This is a genomic window from Stutzerimonas chloritidismutans, assembly GCF_038562055.1.
Classification (GTDB): domain Bacteria; phylum Pseudomonadota; class Gammaproteobacteria; order Pseudomonadales; family Pseudomonadaceae; genus Stutzerimonas; species Stutzerimonas chloritidismutans_A.
The window spans coordinates 425,172-444,681 of record NZ_JBCFXD010000002.1 but is presented as its reverse complement, the minus strand read 5'-3'; the positions used below and the strand labels follow the sequence as shown (position 1 = coordinate 444,681).

General features: G+C 62.2%; 16 protein-coding genes and 1 pseudogene. 10 read left to right on the top strand and 7 right to left on the bottom strand.

Features of this window, described 5'->3' with window-relative positions; translation table 11 throughout:
* Positions 1–16: 16 nt before the first annotated feature.
* On the bottom strand, positions 17–223 hold the full coding sequence (locus AAGW23_RS05490; RefSeq protein ID WP_342405330.1) for a DUF2905 domain-containing protein: 207 nt from the start codon (positions 221–223) through the stop codon (positions 17–19).
* 34 nt (positions 224–257) lie between these two features.
* Positions 258–1,150: pseudogene (locus AAGW23_RS05485) on the bottom strand (LysR substrate-binding domain-containing protein).
* Positions 1,151–1,297: 147 nt separating this feature from the next.
* On the opposite strand from AAGW23_RS05485, the gene AAGW23_RS05480 reads away from it, so the two are divergent.
* Positions 1,298–1,573 (top strand): hypothetical protein, encoded by a 276-nt coding sequence (locus tag AAGW23_RS05480; protein WP_342405329.1) that lies wholly within the window; start codon positions 1,298–1,300, stop codon positions 1,571–1,573.
* Here the strand turns inward: AAGW23_RS05480 and cmoB are convergent.
* The 4 genes from cmoB to lon form a co-directional block, all read right to left on the bottom strand.
* Positions 1,570–2,532 (bottom strand): tRNA 5-methoxyuridine(34)/uridine 5-oxyacetic acid(34) synthase CmoB, encoded by a 963-nt coding sequence (gene cmoB / locus AAGW23_RS05475; RefSeq protein ID WP_342405328.1) that lies wholly within the window; start codon positions 2,530–2,532, stop codon positions 1,570–1,572. The genes AAGW23_RS05480 and cmoB overlap by 4 nt on opposite strands.
* Positions 2,529–3,272, bottom strand: a complete 744-nt coding sequence (cmoA, locus tag AAGW23_RS05470; protein WP_342405327.1) for a carboxy-S-adenosyl-L-methionine synthase CmoA — start codon at positions 3,270–3,272, stop codon at positions 2,529–2,531. Before cmoA ends, cmoB begins: the two co-directional genes overlap by 4 nt.
* Before the next feature lie 96 nt (positions 3,273–3,368).
* Positions 3,369–3,761, bottom strand: coding sequence for a protease inhibitor I42 family protein (locus tag AAGW23_RS05465; RefSeq protein WP_102835753.1), 393 nt, complete (start codon positions 3,759–3,761; stop codon positions 3,369–3,371).
* A gap of 143 nt (positions 3,762–3,904) precedes the next feature.
* Positions 3,905–6,286, bottom strand: coding sequence for an endopeptidase La (lon, locus tag AAGW23_RS05460; protein WP_342405326.1), 2,382 nt, complete (start codon positions 6,284–6,286; stop codon positions 3,905–3,907).
* A 140-nt stretch (positions 6,287–6,426) separates the two neighbouring features.
* Here lon and AAGW23_RS05455 point away from each other — a divergent pair, with 140 nt between their 5' ends.
* The 3 genes from AAGW23_RS05455 (at position 6,427) to putP (AAGW23_RS05445) (ending at position 12,298) form a co-directional block, all read left to right on the top strand.
* Positions 6,427–7,182, top strand: a complete 756-nt coding sequence (locus AAGW23_RS05455) for an AraC family transcriptional regulator (protein ID WP_342405325.1) — start codon at positions 6,427–6,429, stop codon at positions 7,180–7,182.
* A gap of 263 nt (positions 7,183–7,445) precedes the next feature.
* Positions 7,446–10,607 carry a bifunctional proline dehydrogenase/L-glutamate gamma-semialdehyde dehydrogenase PutA gene (gene putA, locus AAGW23_RS05450; RefSeq protein WP_342405324.1) on the top strand — a complete coding sequence of 1,054 codons (3,162 nt, stop codon included), beginning with the start codon at positions 7,446–7,448 and terminating at the stop codon, positions 10,605–10,607.
* 206 nt (positions 10,608–10,813) lie between these two features.
* Positions 10,814–12,298, top strand: a complete 1,485-nt coding sequence (gene putP / locus AAGW23_RS05445) for a sodium/proline symporter PutP (protein WP_342405323.1) — start codon at positions 10,814–10,816, stop codon at positions 12,296–12,298.
* 110 nt (positions 12,299–12,408) lie between these two features.
* Here putP (AAGW23_RS05445) and AAGW23_RS05440 read toward each other — a convergent pair whose 3' ends face one another.
* Complete coding sequence (locus AAGW23_RS05440) at positions 12,409–12,633, bottom strand: DUF3203 family protein (RefSeq protein WP_342405322.1); 225 nt, start codon at positions 12,631–12,633, stop codon at positions 12,409–12,411.
* A 233-nt stretch (positions 12,634–12,866) separates the two neighbouring features.
* Here AAGW23_RS05440 and AAGW23_RS05435 point away from each other — a divergent pair, with 233 nt between their 5' ends.
* The 6 genes from AAGW23_RS05435 to AAGW23_RS05410 all read left to right on the top strand — a co-directional run bounded on the left by AAGW23_RS05435 (position 12,867) and on the right by AAGW23_RS05410 (position 19,245).
* On the top strand, positions 12,867–13,538 hold the full coding sequence (locus tag AAGW23_RS05435) for a methylamine utilization protein (RefSeq protein ID WP_342405321.1): 672 nt from the start codon (positions 12,867–12,869) through the stop codon (positions 13,536–13,538).
* Positions 13,522–15,879, top strand: a complete 2,358-nt coding sequence (locus AAGW23_RS05430; protein ID WP_342405320.1) for a putative bifunctional diguanylate cyclase/phosphodiesterase — start codon at positions 13,522–13,524, stop codon at positions 15,877–15,879. Before AAGW23_RS05435 ends, AAGW23_RS05430 begins: the two co-directional genes overlap by 17 nt.
* Complete coding sequence (locus tag AAGW23_RS05425) at positions 15,876–16,733, top strand: DUF3034 family protein (RefSeq protein WP_342405319.1); 858 nt, start codon at positions 15,876–15,878, stop codon at positions 16,731–16,733. Before AAGW23_RS05430 ends, AAGW23_RS05425 begins: the two co-directional genes overlap by 4 nt.
* Positions 16,733–17,152 (top strand): group 1 truncated hemoglobin, encoded by a 420-nt coding sequence (locus AAGW23_RS05420; protein WP_342405318.1) that lies wholly within the window; start codon positions 16,733–16,735, stop codon positions 17,150–17,152. The genes AAGW23_RS05425 and AAGW23_RS05420 overlap by 1 nt, the downstream gene beginning before the upstream one ends.
* A 249-nt stretch (positions 17,153–17,401) precedes the next feature.
* A complete protein-coding gene (gene putP / locus AAGW23_RS05415) occupies positions 17,402–18,886 on the top strand; it encodes a sodium/proline symporter PutP (RefSeq protein ID WP_342405317.1) in 1,485 nt (494 codons plus the stop codon).
* A gap of 179 nt (positions 18,887–19,065) precedes the next feature.
* Complete coding sequence (locus tag AAGW23_RS05410) at positions 19,066–19,245, top strand: hypothetical protein (protein WP_019342259.1); 180 nt, start codon at positions 19,066–19,068, stop codon at positions 19,243–19,245.
* Positions 19,246–19,510 lie beyond the last annotated feature (265 nt).

The window sequence follows — 19,510 nt, the reverse complement described above, 5'->3', positions numbered from 1 at the left end:
GCTTGAGACGGGTCACCTAGCGTTTGAACAAGTTCACTAGCACGGTCAGCACAACGCTCAGCACGATCATCGACGTAATTGGAATGTACGTCTTGCTGCGTTCTGATTCGAGGCGGATGTCGCCGGGCAGCTTGCCGAACCAGCTCAGTAGGCCGGGCGCATAGTGAAGGGCAACGCCGAGCAACAGCAACGCGACGCCTGCGCCGATCAACCATTTAGCCATTTCTGCCCCCTTGCTTATTCGCTTGGTCTGCCTGTCAGTGATACGCCGCAAAGGCCGTCACTATGTGCTGCGATAGCACTTTCACCGGTTCGCTGCAGGGTGCGGCGCTGAGCAGCTTGACCTGATATTCACCGAGTGCCGGCAAGTCTTCGTCCAACCGTCTGAGCGGTGGCTTGACCAGGCTCAGCGGATAGGGCGCCACTGCAAGATCGGCAATCATGGCCGCCTCCTGTCCGGCGCATTGCTCGCTGGAATAGGCGATGCGCTAGCTGCGACCGACACGGTCGAGTGCATCCAGAGCCTGGCGGCGCCAGGCACACTCGGCGCTGGCCAGCGCCAGCGGCAACGGGTTGCGCCTCATCGCGACGCCACCTGCCCGACCGGCCCAGACCAGCGGCTCACTGTGGATGACCTCGCCGCGGGCGTCGTCCTGACCAAGATTGCCAACGCTGATCAAGGCGACGTCCAGCTCACCTGCGTCGATTCGCTGGATCATGTCGACGCTGCGCCCGACCGACACATTCACCTCGATGCCGGGATGCGTTCGTGCAAAGAGCGACAAAAGTCCCGGCAGGATATGTGTGCCGACGTCGGCAGGCGCGCCGAAGCGCACCTGGCCACTCAGGCTCGGCTTGATGAAAGCGCCCACGGCTTCTTCGTTTAGCTTGAGCAGGCGACGAGCGTAACTCAGGAGTCGCTCGCCCCCCGGGGGGCAGGGCGACGCGCCGTGCCTCTCGGCTGAACAAGACGCAGCCCAGCATGGTTTCCAAACGTTTGATCTGCATGCTGACGGCTGATGTCGTGCGGAAAATCTGAGCGGCCGTGCGGGTAAAGCTGCCGCTTTCTGCGATGGATACGAAGGTGCGCAGCACATATCTCGAGTAAGGGCATGGCGGATTGCGGCAGTCGTTCAGGCGTGCCGGACATAGGTTGACCCTTCAATATTTCTTAAGTGAAGCTTCTATTCTAGTCGTTTGTTTGAAGATTCAACGAGGCTCAGTCTGGTTCTGTCGACATCAGGTCGTCGGCAGTCAATGGGTGCGCTAATGCATCCCTTCTAGGCAGGAGAGTCTGATGAACTGTACAGAGGAGCAGTGGAAGCGTGATCGATCAGCGGGAACGCGAGCCCCATCTGAGCCTGACGTATACCTACCGGCGATGTGGCCGGTGGAGATGCAAGGGTTAGCGCTCGACTGGTTCAAGGCCTGGCGCAAGCGCCGCTTGTATCGGCGTCTACTTCGCCTCAGCGACAGGCAGCTGCGGTTGCGTGACCTCAGTCGTCCCCTTTTGCTGGCGAAGGCATTGATGCCGTTGCGGCAGATGGTGCGTGAACAGCGAAACCTACGTTAAGGCTTACGTGCGATCATCACGGCGCGCATCGGTGCGGGGAGACCTTCGATGGTCTTGCTGTGATCCTGTGGGTCAAGGAATTCGGGGAGCGACTGATAGCGCATCCAGTCGGTGCTGCGCTGCTCCTCGACGCTGGTGATGCTGACATCCACGCAGCGCACATCGACGAATCCGGCGCGGCGCAGCCAGCATTCCAGCGCGGCTACCGATGGCAGGAACCAGACGTTGCGCATCTGCGCGTAGCGGTCTTCCGGAACCAAAGCGGTCTGTTCGTTTCCTTCGACCACCAGCGTTTCCAGCACCAGTTCACCGTCCTTGATCAGGCAATCCTTCAGGTCCAGCAGATGATCGACAGGCGAGCGCCGATGATAGAGCACGCCCATGGAAAACACGGTTTCGAAGCCTTCGAGCTTGCTTGGCAGCTCCTCCAACGGCATCGGCAAATGCCAGACGGGCAGGGCATCGAGGTAGCGCTTCATGGCGTGGAACTGGCAGAAGAACAGCCAGTTCGGGTCGATACCGACAACCGAGTCGGCGCCCGCACCGAGCATGCGCCACATGTAATAACCGTTGCCGCAGCCGACATCGAGGATGCGCTTGCCGGTCAGGTTCAGATGTGGGGAAACGCGGTCCCATTTCCAGTCCGAGCGCCATTCGGTGTCGACATGCACGCCGAACACATCGAAGGGCCCTTTACGCCAGGGCGACAGGCCGAACAGGGCATCGTGTGTGATGGCGCGTGTGGCCTCGTCGCAGTCGGACTCCAGCCGGAAGGCGTCACGCAGCTCCACCCCGCTAGGCTGGATATCCGGCAGCGCTTCGACGGCACGCCGCCAGCGCGGCAGGTCGCCATGGCCAATCGCCAGTTTGGCATCGAGTTGCGCTTGCAGGGCGTTGGCCCAGGCCGCCAGCGGGGTGCCGGCCAGGCGCCAGGCGAGGGGGGTCAGGTCGAGATTCATGGCAGGGCAATCAGGGAGGCAAAATTCAGGCATTGGAACCAGGGCACGACTTTGGAAAAACCGGCGTCCAGCAATCGCTCGCGATGGGTTTCCAGGCTGTCGGGTTTCATCACGTTCTCGATGGCGCTTCGTTTCTGCGCAATTTCCAGCTCGCTGTAGCCATTGGCACGCTTGAAGGCGATATGCAGATCCGTCAGCAGATCCTGTTCCTGGTCGTCTTCGAAGCGGAGCTTTTCCGAGAGAATCAGCGCGCCACCCGGCACCAGCGCCTGGCGAATGGCGCTGAGCAGCTCAGGCCGCTGTTCCGGCGGGATGAACTGCAGGGTGAAGTTGAGGGCGACCAGCGAGGCGGGCTGGAACTGGAGCGCGAGCACGTCGGCTTCGATCACTTCAACCGGGAGCAGCTCCTGGAACATTGAATCCTGCCCGTGCAGATACTCACGGCAGCGCTCGACCATCGCTGCAGAGTTATCAACGGCAATCACGTGACAGTTATCGGTCTTGACGTGCCGACGCAGCGCTTGTGTCACCGCACCCAGCGAGCAGCCGAGGTCATACAGGCAGGTGTTCGGCTGGGCGAATTGCGCCGCCAGCACGCCGATGTTCTCGACGATGGTGGGGTAGCCCGGCACCGACCGCTTGATCATGTCGGGAAACACCCGCACGACGTCTTCGTTGAAGACGAAGTCCTGGGGTTGGGCAAGGGGCTGGGCGAACAGGCGATCGGTTTCGTGGCTCACGGCGGCGTCTGGGCAGGCTGAAAAACAGGGGCGGCATTGTAGCGGAAAGCCGCGCCGCTGGCCGTGCCTGAGTGGACGGCCGGTGCCCGTTCCTGGCTATTCCACTTCGATGCGGCAGTCGAACAGCCCGGCGGGTTCGGCGTCGGCCTCCCAGGGTCGCTGATAGGTGAGGTAGAGGCGGCCACTGCCGGCCTCGGCCGCCTCGAAGCGCCAGGTAGACAGACCATCGCCACCAATGACGTCGCTTTCGGGCGAGCTGAACACTTCCGGGCCGAGGCTTTTCAGTTGTTCGCTCGAAACCTCGCGCAGGTTCCAGCGATAACCCGTTGCGGGATTGCTTGGCAGGCTCAGGATTAGCATCTGGCCGGGCTGCAAGGTCAGTGGACAGTCAGCATCATCGCTCAGCGCGATACTGCTCGACGGGCCACTGGCGCAGCCGGCAAGCAGGAGCAAAGGGGCGAACGACGACAGCAGGCGGGTTACGGGCATAGGCGACCGACTCAAACAAGGGAAAGGAAACGCTCGGGCGTCGGTTGAACCATAAGACCCGCAGACGCGCGCGTAAAGCCATTCTCTGCTGGCCGAGGGTCCGGGCAGCGGGGCCGTGGTGCAGGGTTCACGGCCCCGCATTGTCAGAACAGGACCTTGACCACGTCGCTGAAGCGCTTGGCGAAATGCATCGTCAGACCTTCCTTGAGGTAATCCGGCAGTTCTTCGAAGTCACCCCGGTTCAGCTCGGGAATGATCAGCTCGTAGAGCTTCAAGCGCCGCGCGGCGATTACTTTTTCCCGCAATCCGCCGATGGGCAGAACCAGCCCGGTCAGGGTCAGCTCACCGGTCATGGCCACACCTTTCTTGGGCGCCTGATTGCGTGCCAGCGAGAGCAGCGCGCTGGCCATGCTGATGCCGGCGCTGGGGCCGTCCTTAGGCGTGGCGCCTTCAGGCACGTGCATGTGCACGAAGGCCTGGTCGAAGAATTTCGGGTCGCCTTTGAACTCCTTCAAGTGGGAGTTCACGTAGCTGAAGGCGATTTCGGCCGACTCTTTCATCACATCGCCGAGCTTGCCCGTGAGCTTGAAACCACGGTTGAGCGTATGGATACGCGTTGCCTCGATGGGGAGTGTGGCGCCCCCCATGCTGTTCCAGGCCAGACCGGTGACGACCCCAACCCCGGTGAGCAGTTGTTCAGGGTGCCAGAACGGCATGCCGAGGTAGCTTTCGACATCTTTCGGACCAACCTTGATCTTGCTCTCGGGTTCGTCGAGCAGCTTGACCACTGCCTTGCGCACCACCTTGCCGAGCTGCTTGTCCAGCTGGCGCACCCCCGCTTCGCGTGCGTAGCCCTCGATTAGGCTGCGTAGAGCGCCGTCACTGATCGAAAGCCGTTTCTTCGGCACGCCGGCACGCTCCAACTGCCGCGGCCAGAGATGACGCTTGGCGATGGCCAGCTTTTCCTCGGTGATGTAGCCGGACAACCGGATGATTTCCATGCGGTCGAGCAGGGGGCCGGGGATCGAGTAAAGGCTGTTGGCGGTGCAGACGAACAGTACCTTAGACAGGTCCATGCGTAGGTCGAGGTAATGGTCGAGAAAGCCGACATTCTGCTCTGGGTCCAGGGTCTCCAGCAGCGCAGACGCCGGGTCACCCTGATGGCTGTTGCCGAGCTTATCGACCTCGTCGAGCATGATCACCGGATTCATTACCTCGACTTCTTTCAACGCCTGGACCAGCTTGCCAGGCAAAGCGCCGATATAAGTGCGCCGATGGCCCTTGATCTCGGCCTCGTCACGCATGCCGCCGACGCTGAAGCGGTAGAAGCGGCGCCCAAGGGACTCGGCGATGGATTTGCCGATGCTGGTTTTGCCCACGCCTGGTGGGCCCACCAGCAGCACGATGGAACCGGAAATTTCGCCACGGAAGGTGCCGACGGCGAGGAACTCGATGATGCGGTCCTTGATGTCGTCGAGGCCTGCGTGGTGAGCATTGAGCACCTTGCGCGCATGTTCGAGGTCCAGCTTGTCCTCGCTGTACAGGCCCCAGGGCATGGCGGTGGCCCAGTCCAGATAATTGCGGGTGACGGCGTATTCCGGGGATCCGGTCTCCAGCACCGAGAGCTTTTGCAATTCGTCGTCGATGCGCTTCTGTGCTGCGGGTGGCACGACCTTACCCTCCAGCCGCGAGCGGAATTCATCGGCGTCGGCGCTGCGGTCATCCTTGGTGATGCCGAGTTCCTGCTGGATGATCTTCAGCTGTTCCTTGAGGAAAAACTCACGCTGGCGTTCGCCTATCTTGCGGTTCACTTCGCCGGTCAGTTCCTTCTGCAACTTAGCGACCTCGACCTCTTTGCGCAGCAGCGGCAGGACCTTCTCCATGCGCTTGAGCACCGGTACCGTGTCGAGTACTTCCTGCAGTTCCGGGCCTGGCGCAGTGGTCAGCGCGGCGGCGAAATCGGTCAGGGGCGAGGGCGCGTTCGGGCTGAAACGGTTGAGGTAGTTCTTCAACTCTTCGCTGTACAGCGGGTTGAGCGGCAGCAGCTCCTTGATCGCGTTGATCAGCGCCATGCCATAGGCCTTCACCTCATCACGCGGGTCTTCGTCGCTTTGCGGGTGGTCCACTTCCACCAGATACGGCGGCTTGCGCCGCAGCCAGCCGCGGATTCGCACCCGTGCCAGGCCCTGAGCTACGAATTGCAGTTTGCCGCCTTCTTTCGATGCGTGATGCACGCGAACCATGGTGCCGTGCTCGGGCAGGCTGTCCGGGTCGAAGCTGGCGGCATCCGGCACCGGCGCGTCCATATAGAAAAGGGCCAGGCGCTGATGTGGAGTTTTGGAAACCAGGTCCAGGGTTTCGGCCCAGGGCTCATCGTTGACAATGACCGGCAGCACCTGGGCAGGGAAAAAAGGCCGGTTGTGGATCGGGATGATGTACAGCTTGTCGGGCTGCTCCTGGTCCGGCAACACCAGCCCGGTAGATGAATGGTCCTGCTCGAGGTCCTGATGGATGTCGTCGTTCATGCGGCACCTGTGGCGAGTACGTGCTCTTTAGATGGGTATCCGACAAATGATTTCAATCCAATCCTGTCATCGACCTTTGGGGCTGGCTGTAAAAACGGGTTTGCCTCCGGTAGAGTGCGGCAATACGTCAGGTGCCCACCATGCTCAACGCACGTCTGCTTCGCCTCGATGACCAAGCTCACGAACACGCTCACGACTACCACCAGTTGGTCATGTCGCTGTCGGGCTGTGCCGAATTTGAAGTGGATGGGTCGGGTGGAGAGGTGTGCCGTATGCGTGCCTGCCTTGTGCCGGGATACGCCGAGCATGAGTTCGCCGGCAAGGGCGACAACCGCATGCTCATCATCGACCTCGATGAGCAGGACCTGAGTGCCGACGACCCACGCCTGCTGGCGCAATTATTCGAAACCCCGCGTTACCCCGCGCTCGACGCCGACTTCCACAACCTGCTGAACTATGCCGGTGCCGAGTTGGCCCGTTACGGCAGTGATCCGTTGCTGGCGCGGGCGCTGGGGGGTGTGTTGTTGCGCGCGCTGCACCTGCGAGTCTTTGGCGAGGGCGCGCGCCAACCCACAGGGCCACTGGATATTGCCCGGCTGGATGCGCACATCGAAAGCAATCTGGCACGTCGGATTACTGTTGCCGAGCTGGCGCAGGTCGTCTGTCTGAGTCCCAGTCATTTCCACGCGCAATTCAAGGACAGCGTCGGCCTGACGCCCCATCAATACCTGCTCAAGAGTCGCCTCGACCGCGCTGCGCGGTTGTTACGCGAAAGCCCGCTGCCTTTGGTTCGGATCGCCGAGGAGTGCGGTTTTTCCAGCCAGAGCGCCTTGACCACGGCGACACGCCGCTACCTGGGGCTAACGCCTAGAAAGCTGCGAAGCAGCGACAGCTAGCGCACCAAAACGCACCGCATCGGTGCGTTGCTCGTTTTTCGGCTGACTTTTTGCACCGCTCTAGTGAAGTTTTATGGCCGTATCTTTACGGCTTCGTAAAGCCATAGGTTTTTGTAAAAGTTCAGTAGGTCTCTGCAACAACGCAACACCCTCTCGCCGTAGATTCCCCTACCCGTTTGGCGGCCACCGCTGCGCCATCATTGGCATGGGCGACCCGCTGGGCCTGATTCATCACAACAACACTCCACGAGAGGAGCGGCGCGATGTTCAAAGCCGGTCAAGTCTTGCAGGGCGATTTCGCCAATCTGAAAGCCGCCGAATTCTTCCCCGCCATCAGCGCGAATTACAGCGTTGACGAGGCGGCCTACCTGAACGAGCTGTTGCAGCTGGCCGACCCCGGCGACGCGGGTATAGAAGCCATCCGTCGCGAAGCCCGCAATCTGATTGAAGCCGTGCGCGGCCGCGACAACGCCGTTGATACGCTCGACGCGTTGCTGCGCCAGTACAGCTTGGACACCCATGAAGGCCTGATGCTGATGTGTCTGGCCGAAGCGCTGCTGCGCGTGCCGGACTCGGCCACCGCCGACGCATTGATCCGCGACAAGCTCAATGCCGCCGAGTGGGAGCGCCATCTTGGCCAGAGCGACAACGTGCTGGTCAATTTCGCCGCCTGGGGGCTGGTGATGACCGGCAAGGTGGTCGACCCGGACAACGCCGACGGCCGCCCGAAGAACGTTATCGGTCGGCTGGTCAAGCGCTCCGGCGAACCCGTCATCCGCGCCGCGATGAACCAGGCGATGAAGCTGATGGGCAAGCAGTTCGTGCTGGGCCGCACCATCTCCGAGGCGCTGAAGAACGGACGTCCCGAGCGCGAAAAGGGCTACACCTATTCCTTTGACATGCTTGGCGAAGCGGCACTGACTGTCGAGGACGCGCGCAAGTACATGGCCGACTATCGTCAGGCCGTGGAAACCGTCGGCGCGGAACCGCAGGTAGGCCCTGGTCCGCGCCCGTCAGTGTCGATCAAACTGTCCGCACTGCATCCGCGTTATGAAGTCGCTCAGCGTGAGCGCGTTTTGACCGAACTCTTTGCCAGTGTCCGCGAGCTGGCGATCCTGGCGCGCCGCCTGGATGTCGGCATAACCATCGACGCTGAAGAGGCCGATCGCCTTGAACTGTCGCTGGAACTCTATGAAAAGCTGATGCGCGATCCGGCCATCGCCGGCTGGGGTGAGTTTGGCCTGGTCATTCAGGCGTACTCCAAGCGCTGCCTGCCGGTGCTGGTCTGGCTGACCCTTCTGGGCAAGGAGCTGAATGCGCGGATCCCATTGCGTCTGGTGAAGGGTGCCTACTGGGACAGCGAGATCAAGCAGTGCCAGGTCCAGGGCCTCGACGGCTATCCGGTCTACACCCGCAAGGAAGGCACCGACACCTCCTATCTGGCCTGCGCCCACTACCTGTTGTCCGAACAGACACGCGGCGTGATCTACCCGCAGTTCGCCAGCCACAACGCGCACACCGTTAGCTGCATCCTGTCGATGGTCGGCGAGCTGAAGACGCCGCGCGAATTCGAGTTCCAGCGTCTGCATGGCATGGGCGACGCGCTGTACGACACGGTGATCGAGAAGTACCGCAAGAACGTGCGCATCTACGCGCCGGTCGGTGCGCACAAAGACCTGCTGCCGTACCTGGTGCGTCGTCTGCTGGAAAACGGCGCGAACTCATCGTTCGTCCACCAGCTGGTCGACCCGCGTGTGCCGGTCGACTCGCTCATCGACCATCCGGTGACGCAGCTGCGTCAGTTCAAGACCCTCGGCAACCACCGCATACCGCTTCCGCCGGCGCTGTACGGCAATCGGACCAACTCGCAAGGCATCAACATGAACATCCAGACCCAGTGGAACGAACTGTCCAGCGCCTATCAGAAGTTCCTTGGCCGCCAGTGGCAGGCCGCCCCGGTAATCGCCGGACAGAAGCTCACCGGTGCGCCGCACAAGGTGCACTGCCCGTATCAGCTCAGCCAGGAGGTGGGCACCGCGCAATTCGCCACCGCCGAGCAGGCCAAACAGGCCATCGACGGTCTGGCCGCTTTCTGGCCGCGCTGGAACGCCACGCCGATCGAACAGCGTGCACAGATCCTCGAGCGCCTTGGTGACCTGCTCGAAGCCAACCGTGCCGAGCTGATGGCCATGTGCACGCTGGAAGCAGGCAAGACCCTGCAGGACGGCATCGACGAAGTCCGCGAAGCGGTGGATTTCTGCCGTTACTACGCACTGCAGGCACGCCTGAAGCTCGGTCGTGAAGAGCTCAAGGGCCCAACCGGCGAGCGCAACGAGCTGTTCCATGAAGGCCGCGGCGTGTTCGTCTGCATCAGCCCTTGGAACTTCCCGCTGGCGATCTACCTCGGTCAGATCACCGCGGCGCTGGTGGCCGGCAATACCGTACTGGCCAAGCCAGCCGAACAGACCAGCCTGATCGCTGCCCGTGCGCTGGAGCTCATGTTCGAAGCCGGCCTGCCAAAGGAGGCGATTGCCTTCCTGCCAGGCGACGGCGCCACGCTCGGCGGCGTGTTCTGCCGCGATCCGCGCGTGGTGGGTGTGTGCTTCACCGGCTCGACTGACACGGCGCGCATCATCAACCGCCAATTGGCCGAGAAGGAGGGCGCCATTGCTGCCCTGATCGCCGAGACCGGTGGCCAGAACGCGATGATCGTCGATTCCACCGCGCTGCCTGAGCAAGTGGTGAAGGATGCCGTCGGTTCGGCCTTTACCAGCGCCGGTCAGCGTTGCTCGGCCCTGCGCGTGCTCTACGTCCAGCGCGATATCGCCGACCGTGTGATCGAACTGCTCAAGGGCGCCATGGCCGAGCTGAAGGTCGGCCCGACCCACCTGCGCGAAAACGACCTGGGCCCGGTGATCGATGCCGAAGCGCGCGAGGGCCTGCTGGCGCACATCCAGCAGCTCAAGGCCGAAGGCAAGCTGATTGCCGAAGCAGAGCTGCCTGGCAGCCTCAACGGCCATTTCGTGGCGCCGGTAGCGTTCGAGATCGGCAGCATCCTCGAGCTGAAGAAGGAGCAGTTCGGACCGGTCCTGCACGTGGTGCGTTTCGATGCGGCCGATCTGGAGAAGGTCGTCGGCGACATCAATGCCACCGGTTACGGCCTGACGCTTGGCGTGCACAGCCGCAACGAGGAAACCGCTGAGCGCATTGAAGCCCTGGCGCGGGTCGGCAACCTCTACGTCAACCGCAACCAGGTCGGCGCGGTGGTCGGGGTACAGCCCTTCGGTGGCTGTGGCCTGTCCGGTACCGGTCCGAAGGCGGGTGGTCCGAGCTACCTGTTGCGCTTCGTCAACGAGCGCACCACCTCGACCAACACCACGGCTGTCGGCGGTAACGCGTCCTTGCTGTCGCTGGGTGACGACTGATCGTCGACTCGGCAGGAAATGGCTGGCGGCTCGGTTCAGAGACCGCCCGCTCATCAAAACAACCAGAACAGTTGGCGGATAGCTCTTCCGCCTCTGATGGGCTCAGTTGAGCCCGTCCCGGTGATGGCGCGAACCGCCATCGCCCTCTGCCAGGTGGGATCGGGAATACCCTCGCGCCCATCAACAACAACTAACGAGGGAACAAAATGAGCATCAGTACTCCCACTTTGATCACGTTCGTGATCTACATCGGCGCGATGCTGTTGATCGGCTTCATCGCCTACCGTGCAACCAAGAACTTCGATGACTACATCCTCGGGGGACGTAGCCTGGGCAGTTTTGTCACGGCGCTGTCAGCCGGAGCTTCGGACATGAGCGGCTGGCTGCTGATGGGGTTGCCGGGCGCAATTTTCGTCGCCGGTCTTTCGGAAAGCTGGATCGCCATCGGCCTGATCGCCGGTGCCTGGCTAAACTGGCTGTTCGTGGCCGGACGCCTGCGTGTACACACCGAACGCAACAAGAATGCACTGACCCTGCCGGACTACTTCTCGCACCGTTTCGAAGATGAAAGCCGCCTGCTGCGCATCTTCTCGGCGCTGGTCGTGCTGGTGTTCTTCACCATCTACTGCGCCTCGGGTGTCGTGGCCGGTGCGCGTCTGTTCGAAAGCAGCTTCGGCGTGCCGTACGACGTCGCGTTGTGGATCGGTGCAGCAGCCACCATTCTTTACGTGTTCATCGGCGGCTTCCTCGCGGTCAGCTGGACTGACACCGTACAGGCCACCCTGATGATCTTCGCCCTGTTGATCACCCCGGTATTCGTGATCCTGGCCCTGGGCGACATGGGCGCTGCGATGGACACCATCGCGACCCAGAACCCAGCCGCCTTCGACATGTTCAACGGGCTGTCCTTCGTTGCCATCATCTCGTTGCTGGCCTGGGGCCTTGGCTACTTCGGACAGCCGCACATCCTGGTGCGCTTCATGGCCGCCGACTCGGTGAAGACCATCCCCAACGCTCGCCGCATCGGCATGGCGTGGATGATCCTGACCCTGGCCGGTGCCGTGGCGGTGGGCTTCTTCGGTATCGCCTATTTTGCAGGCCATCCGGAACTGGCCGGCCCGGTGTCCGAAAACGGTGAACGCGTGTTCATGGAGCTGGTGAAGATCCTGTTCAACCCCTGGGTGGCGGGCATCATCCTTTCCGGTGTGCTGGCTGCCGTGATGAGTACGCTCAGCGCCCAGCTGCTGGTGAGCTCCAGCGCCCTGACTCAGGACTTCTACAAGGCCATGCTGCGCAAGAACGCCTCGCAGACCGAGTTGGTCTGGGTCGGTCGGGCGATGGTGCTGCTGATCGCCTTCATCGCCCTGGGTATCGCTTCGAACCCCGACAGCAAGGTGCTGGGCCTGGTGTCCTACGCCTGGGCCGGCTTTGGTGCCGCTTTTGGTCCGGTGGTGCTGATCTCGCTGCTGTGGAAGCACATGACCCGCAATGGCGCGCTGGCCGGCATGATCGTCGGTGCGGTCACCGTGGTGGTGTGGAAGGAATTTATCGGCATGGGTCTTTACGAGATCATTCCGGGCTTCATCCTCGCCAGCCTGGCTATCGTGATCTTCAGCAAAGTCGGCGCTGGTGCTTCACCGAGCATGCTCAAGCGCTTCGAAGACGCCGAGAACGAATACCAGGGTCGCTGATTCATCGACCCACCCAAAACCCCGCTGCCGGCATTCCGGCAGCGGGGTTTTCTTTTTTGCGTTACCGACCAGCCGCCTACCGCTGGTCGGCGGTGGCTCATGCGGGGCGCTTAATCGTCGACAACAAGATTCTGACGGTCGTCTTTCGCGCCTGCGGCGATCAGGTGCTCGGCCATGTCTTCGGTCACGTGAACGCTATGGCCGCTGATATGGGCCATTGACATGCGGGCCGCTGGATCTGTCGAGACACGGACGTCCTTGATTGCGCTGGTATGGGTGGCGTTTTCGAGTGTGGTTGAACAGGTGCCGTTATCGGTATCAACGTGGACTGTCATGGCGGGCTCCTTGGGGTGCGATGAGGCCACACAGAAACGTGCAGCTACTCGCAGTCAGACCGTGGCCGAGAGGATCCGTTTGGCGTACACCCCTAATCAAGTCCGGCGGCAGCAGCGGCGGAAGTTGAAAATTTTGCTGATCAAGTGATGGCAATAGGCTAGCCTGATGAGGCCAGCAGGTTGCCAAGGAAGGCGGTAGTCCCAACGGTAATCACGATGGCGGAGCCAGCCAGATGTTCAACGGTGTTTTGCGGTCGAGTTTGTTTTTGCTGTGTTGCGCATTCGCAGCGTCAGTGCAGGCCCAGCCTTTCAGCGCGCTTGTTGTCGATGCGCAGGGGCAGCCGGTTGCGGGTGCCGTTCTCAGCCTGGCGGGCACCGCACAGGCCAAGCCCCGCGTCGCAGCGGTAATGGACCAGATCGACAAACAGTTCGTGCCAGCGGTGCTCGCGGTATCAACCGGTACCGCAGTGAGCTTTCCCAATCGTGACGACATCCGTCATCAGGTCTATTCGTTTTCCCCGGCCAAGCGGTTTGAACTGCGGCTCTACCAGGGCACGCCGAGTGCGCCGGTACTCTTCGATCAACCAGGGCTGGTGGTGCTGGGCTGCAACATTCATGACTGGATGCTGGGTTACGTCTACATCACCGACGATCCCTGGTTTGGCGTTAGCGACGCTCAAGGCCGCATTCAGCTGAACGCCCCAGCCGGGCTGTACCCGGCAACCCTCTGGCACCCGGCCCTGGTTGATATGCAACCAATCGATGCGGGCATGCTGCGGTTGGGCGAGGCGCCGGTTGAGCTGAAGCTGCCGGTTGCGGCCGCCGCCGCGCTGCAGCCCTCGGCGCCTGCTCCCACGGCGTTCGCCGACGCGTTCAGGAAGGCCACCCGTGACGCGCAGCCTTAGCTTCCACGCACGCTTGTCGTGGATCCTCGCCGCCTTTCTGCTGGTGGTGATCGCCACGTTGTATTTCTCAGTGCGCCTGGTCACCGAGTCTGCGGTGAGCAACCAGGCCGTCGAGCGTTTGGAGTCGGGCCTGCGCGTGTTCGAGCGCTTGCTGGACATGCGTGGCCGCCAGCTGCGCGACGGCGTCCAGGTGCTGGTTGCCGACTTCGGCTTCAAGGAAGCTGTCGCCAGCGGGGACACCCTAACCTTGCAATCAGCCATGACCAATCAGGCGGCCCGTATCAGCGCCAGTGAGGCGATGCTGCTGGATCTCAACGGCAAGGTGCTGGCGTCGAGCCTTTCCATCGCGAGGCCGGGCGACACCTTCCGCTACGCCGGTGAGCTGCGTGAGGCGCGTCAGCAGGGGCAGTCGATGCTGGTGGTGCCATTGGATGGGCAGGCGCACCTGATGGTCGAGGCCGAGGTCCGGGCGCCACTGCCCATCGCCCGTGTGGTAATGGGCTTCGCCATGGATCGGGCGCTGGCCGATGAGCTCAAGGCGCTGACCGGCCTGGAGGTGTCCTTCCTGACCCAGGAAGGCGAGGGCAAGGGGCAACTGGCGACCACGCTCGACCCGAACACGCACGACGAGCTGATCGGCGGCTGGAGCCGGCATGACCATGCCCACGGCATCGAGGAACTGCTGCTCAATGGCGAGCGCTATCTCAACGAAGACGTCGTGCTGTCGCAGGGGGCTGACTTCAGCGTCAATGCGCTTTTGCACCGGTCGCTGGACGACGCCCTGGCCGGCTTCCACCAACTCGACGCCCGCATTTTGCTGATCGCCTTTGTCGGCTTGATTGCGTCCCTGATCGGAGCGCTGCTGCTGGCGCGCAGCCTGTCTGAGCCGGTCAATGCGCTGGCGCGGGCGGCCGAGCGGGTCGGCCGCGGCGATTACCAGACGCCGATTGAGCTGGATCGTGGCGACGAACTGGGTGCGCTGGCCAGCGCCCTTAACCAGATGCAGAGTGGCATCGCTGAGCGCGAACAGCTGATTGCCCACAACATGCTGCACGACGATGTGACCGGCTTGCCGAATCGCTCCCTGGTTGGCGAGCTGTTGTCCAATGCCATTGGCGCCGGGCGGACCACCGCGGTGCTGCACATCGGCATCGGCAATCTGGCTAGCGTGCAGGACAGCGGCGGACCCGAAGGGGTCGATCAGGCACTGCGTGAGCTGACCCAACGCCTACAGGCGGGCTTGCAACCCGGTGACCACCTGGCGCGGATGCTCAGCGACGAATTCCTGCTGATCGTCAGTGATACCTCGGCTGACAACGCCTTCAGCGCTGCGGTGGCGGTGCAGCAGGCGCTGGCCTTGCCGGTGCGCGTCGCCGAGCTGGAGATGCGCATCGAGGCGCACATCGGCGTCGCCGGTTATCCGGACGATGCCGGCAGCGTCGACGAGTTGCTGCGGCGTGCCCGGATCGCCATGCAGGACGCCGCGCAGCTGCCGGATGGCCTGCAGCTATACCAGCACGGCCGTGACGATGCCCATCAGCGGCAGATCACCCTGATCCGCGACCTGCGCCGCGCGGCACAGGTGGGCGGCTTGTTTCTGCACTTCCAACCGAAGGTCGACCTGGCACAGGGCCGGGTCTACCAGGCCGAGGCACTGCTGCGCTGGAACCATCCGGTCTACGGCATAGTGTCGCCTGGCGAGTTCATCCCCCTGGCCGAGCGCACCGGCAGCATTCAATTGCTGACCGCCTGGGTGATCGAGGCGGTGTTACGGCAGCTGCACAGCTGGAATGGGCGTGGCTTGTACATGGAAGTGTCGTTGAACATTTCCGCCGAGGACCTTGCCAGCCTGACCCTGGAGCAGCGGGTGGGCGATTTGCTGCAACGCTACCTGATTCCCGCCGACCAACTGGTCTTCGAGATCACCGAAAGTGCCGTGATGCGCGACCCGGATCGCGCCCTGGCGATGCTCCATCGGTTGCGCTCGCTGGGCATTCGGCTGTCGGTCGATGATTTTGGCACCGGCTACTCCTCACTCGCCCAGCTGCGGCGCATGCCGGTGCAGGAGCTGAAGATCGATCAATCCTTCATCCGTGAGCTGGATGACACCTGCGGCGATGCGGTGATCGTCCGTTCGACCATCGACATGAGCCACGCGCTGGGCCTGAAGGTTGTGGCCGAGGGCGTCGAGCATGGTGAAACACGCGATCTCTTGCGGGCCTGGGGCTGCGACACCCTGCAAGGCTACTTCTTCAGCCGCCCGTTGCCCGCGGACGCCTTCGAAGCCTGGTTGAAGCAGCAACCTCATTTGGCCGCCCGGCCGCTCAAGGAGCATTCATGAGAAGTTGGCGAACGCTGCTGCTGGCGGTGTGCTGGACACCAATGTTGGTCAGTGCCGATGCCGGGCGTCTGTTGGCGACCGGCGGGGCGACCAGTCTGGAAGGGACGGCGGGCGGGGGGATCACACCGTGGGCCGTACTGGCGGGTTACGGTGAACGAGGCGAGTGGGGCGGCGATGTGTTCGCCACGCGCGTCGAGACCGGCGACTACCGGCTGGACGTCGCCGGTGTGGCGGTGGCCTTCAGCAACCGGCTCGAGCTGTCCTTTGCGCGGCAGCGCTTCGATCTCGGCACCTTGGCACGCGATCTTGCGCTTCCTGAGAACAGCCTCAGCCAGGACATTTTCGGCGCCAAACTGCGGCTGTTTGGCGATCTGGTCTACGATCGGCTGCCCCAGGTGTCGCTTGGGGTGCAGCATAAACGGCAGAAGGATTTTCTGATTCCAGCGCTGATCGGCGCGCAGCGCGATGAAGACACCGAGGTCTACCTCACCGCCAGCCGCCTGATCCTCGCGGGTGCCTTTGGCTATAACCTCCTGCTCAATGGCGGCGTGCGCTACAGCCGCGCCAATGAGCTGGGTCTGCTCGGATTCGGGGGGGACCGTCGCGACAGCCGCAGCCTACTCAACGAAGGCTCGGCCGCAGTGTTGTTCAATCCTCGCTGGGCGCTCGGTGTCGAGTACCGGGAAAAGCCGGACAACCTCTCCTCTGCGGGCGAAAGCGACTGGGCCGACCTGTTCCTGGGCTACTTCCCCAACAAGCACCTGGCCGTGGTCCTGGCCTATGCACGGCTGGGCGAAATCGCCACGTTAGAGAACCAGGATGGCCTGTACCTCTCCCTTCAGGGGAGCTTCTGATGCGCCGGTTATTCTTGCTGTTCTGTCTGTTGCTCGGTGCTTGTGCCGGGCAGACGCCAGAGGATGACAGTTTGTATCGACAGCTCGGTGGCGAGCGCGGCGTCACGCGGATCGTCGAAGGCATGCTGTTGCGCATCGCTGCGGACCCCCGCATCGTCGCGCATTTCCAGGACGTCGACATTCAGCGACTACGCGACAAGCTGATCGAGCAATTCTGTGCGGAGGCCGGTGGCCCCTGCGTCTATACCGGCGACAGCATGCAGGAGAGCCATAAGGGATTAGCGTTGACCCCTAGCGACTTCAACGCCTTGGTCGAAGACCTGCAGGCGGCGATGACGGAAGAGGGCGTGTCGATCCCGGCGCAGAACCGCTTGCTGGCGCGGTTGGCGCCAATGCGTGGGCAAGTCATCGGCCGCTGAGTGCAACAGCGGTGAGAGCGAAGCGGCACTGGCGCTGGCGCGCTGCCCTGGGGGTGCCAAGATCATCTTTTGATCGCTCCGCTCGCACCTTTCCAGGCAAAACTGCCCGGTCTCAAGCCAAGCGTGCGTGTAGACGCTATGCTTTCGTTCTAAACCCGACCGTCCGTTGCCAGCGCTGCGCCGCAAGCGTTCGCGTCTAGTCATTGGAGGCGGGGGCCAGGTCACCGCAGCACAAGGAATACAACACTAATGAATGTGAGCACTCCGACCCTGATCACTTTCGTGATCTATATCGCGGCGATGATTCTTATCGGTTTCACCGCCTACCGCGCCACCAAGAATTTCGACGATTACATCCTCGGCGGCCGCAGTCTCGGCAGCTTCGTTACCGCCTTGTCGGCAGGCGCATCGGACATGAGCGGCTGGTTGCTGATGGGCTTGCCCGGCGCGATCTTCGTGGCTGGCCTGTCTGAGAGCTGGATCGCTATTGGCCTCATTGCCGGCGCCTGGCTCAACTGGATTTTCGTTGCTGGACGGCTGCGTGTGCACACCGAGCACAACCACAATGCGCTGACCCTGCCAGACTATTTCTCTCATCGCTTCGAAGACACCAGCCGCCTGCTGCGGATTTTCTCGGCGCTGGTGATTCTGGTGTTCTTCACCATTTACTGCGCCTCCGGTGTGGTGGCGGGTGCGCGTTTGTTTGAGTCGACCTTTGGCATGGACTACGGCACGGCGCTGTGGGTCGGTGCGGCGGCGACCATCCTCTACGTATTCATCGGCGGCTTCCTGGCGGTGAGCTGGACCGATACCGTTCAGGCCACGCTGATGATCTTCGCTCTGTTGATCACGCCAGTGTTCGTCATCCTCGCCCTGGGCGACATGGGCACCGCCATGGACACCATCGCGGCGCAGGACCCGTCGAATTTCGACATGTTCAAAGGGCTGTCCTTCATCGCGATCATCTCGCTGCTTGGCTGGGGCCTCGGTTACTTCGGCCAGCCGCATATCCTGGTGCGCTTCATGGCTGCTGACTCGGTAAAGACCATTCCTAACGCCCGCCGCATTGGCATGGCCTGGATGATCCTCACGCTTGCAGGGGCCGTAACCGTAGGTTTCCTCGGCATTGCCTACTTCGCCGATAACCCCGCACTGGCCGGCGCGGTCACCGAGAACGGCGAGCGCGTGTTCATGGAACTGGTCAAGCTGATGTTCAACCCCTGGGTGGCGGGCATCATTCTCTCCGGCGTGCTGGCTGCCGTCATGAGTACGCTCAGCGCACAGCTGCTGGTCAGCTCCAGTGCATTGACCCAGGACTTCTACAAAGCCTTCCTGCGCAAGGGCGCGTCGCAGACCGAACTGGTCTGGGTTGGCCGCGGTATGGTGCTGCTGATCGCCTTGATTGCCATCGGCATCGCCTCGAATCCGGACAGCAAGGTGCTGGGCCTGGTGTCCTACGCTTGGGCCGGCTTTGGCGCAGCCTTTGGTCCGGTGGTGCTGATCTCCTTGGTGTGGAAGCGCATGACCCGCAACGGCGCGCTCGCCGGTATGCTGGTTGGCGCCATCACCGTAGTAGTCTGGAAGGAGTTCATTGGGCTCGGACTGTACGAAATCATCCCGGGCTTCATCCTTGCCAGCATCGCCATCTATGTCGTGAGCATCATGGGCAAGGAACCAGCGGCTTCCATTCAGCAGCGTTTCGAAGTGGCCGACGCAGAGTATCACGCGGGCTAGGAATGGGCCGGGTGAGGATCAGGGCCTGCTGAGCGATCCGCGCAGCAAGCCTTGAAGCCGCCATTCGTGATTGGCGCCGCGCCGCCGCAAGAATAGGCTGTCGCCCACTGCTGTAGCATTGGATACTGTGCGTCGGGCGCCGTTGAGTGGCGCACGCAAGGAAATTCAGGAGTATTCCAATGAAAGCGCAATCTACGATGATGATCCGGGCCATGGCCGTTGTATTGGCTTCTGTACTGATTACTGGCTGCAGCCTGCGCCTGCCAGGCATCGGTATCGATATCGGCGACGGTGGTGGGCATGGTGGTCATGGCGGTACTCATTGCCCGCCGGGCCAGGCGAAGAAAGGAAACTGCTGACTTCACACGGTTTTCCCCGGACCGAATGGCGCATGCCATTCGGTCCGCTTTATCCCCGTTTTTCCCCTTCTTGCTGCTCCGCAATAGCCATGCTGTAGCGCACATCAATGAATCCTGCACGCGAATAAGCGAGACGCCAGTCCTGCTATTCATGTGACGAGGGTGCCGCTCATCCCACCGACATTCCGTCGATTTGACAGGTCAAAGCTTTCTGCCACGGTTAGTGGAATGCGTGTGCCGCTTGTGGTCGGCAAGCCCGGCCAAG

What these genes read in the sequence shown, in the direction of transcription:
- AAGW23_RS05465 (WP_102835753.1), bottom strand. Translation starts at nt 3,761, where the DNA reads ATGCCCGTAACCCGCCTGCTGTCGTCGTTCGCCCCTTTGCTCCTGCTT.
- cmoB (WP_342405328.1), bottom strand. Translation starts at nt 2,532, where the DNA reads ATGAATCTCGACCTGACCCCCCTCGCCTGGCGCCTGGCCGGCACCCCG.
- AAGW23_RS05490 (WP_342405330.1), bottom strand. Translation starts at nt 223, where the DNA reads ATGGCTAAATGGTTGATCGGCGCAGGCGTCGCGTTGCTGTTGCTCGGC.
- AAGW23_RS05480 (WP_342405329.1), top strand. Translation starts at nt 1,298, where the DNA reads ATGAACTGTACAGAGGAGCAGTGGAAGCGTGATCGATCAGCGGGAACG.
- putP (WP_342405323.1), top strand. Translation starts at nt 10,814, where the DNA reads ATGAGCATCAGTACTCCCACTTTGATCACGTTCGTGATCTACATCGGC.
- AAGW23_RS05425 (WP_342405319.1), top strand. Translation starts at nt 15,876, where the DNA reads ATGAGAAGTTGGCGAACGCTGCTGCTGGCGGTGTGCTGGACACCAATG.
- AAGW23_RS05420 (WP_342405318.1), top strand. Translation starts at nt 16,733, where the DNA reads ATGCGCCGGTTATTCTTGCTGTTCTGTCTGTTGCTCGGTGCTTGTGCC.
- AAGW23_RS05440 (WP_342405322.1), bottom strand. Translation starts at nt 12,633, where the DNA reads ATGACAGTCCACGTTGATACCGATAACGGCACCTGTTCAACCACACTC.
- AAGW23_RS05435 (WP_342405321.1), top strand. Translation starts at nt 12,867, where the DNA reads ATGTTCAACGGTGTTTTGCGGTCGAGTTTGTTTTTGCTGTGTTGCGCA.
- AAGW23_RS05410 (WP_019342259.1), top strand. Translation starts at nt 19,066, where the DNA reads ATGAAAGCGCAATCTACGATGATGATCCGGGCCATGGCCGTTGTATTG.
- putA (WP_342405324.1), top strand. Translation starts at nt 7,446, where the DNA reads ATGTTCAAAGCCGGTCAAGTCTTGCAGGGCGATTTCGCCAATCTGAAA.
- putP (WP_342405317.1), top strand. Translation starts at nt 17,402, where the DNA reads ATGAATGTGAGCACTCCGACCCTGATCACTTTCGTGATCTATATCGCG.
- lon (WP_342405326.1), bottom strand. Translation starts at nt 6,286, where the DNA reads ATGAACGACGACATCCATCAGGACCTCGAGCAGGACCATTCATCTACC.
- AAGW23_RS05455 (WP_342405325.1), top strand. Translation starts at nt 6,427, where the DNA reads ATGCTCAACGCACGTCTGCTTCGCCTCGATGACCAAGCTCACGAACAC.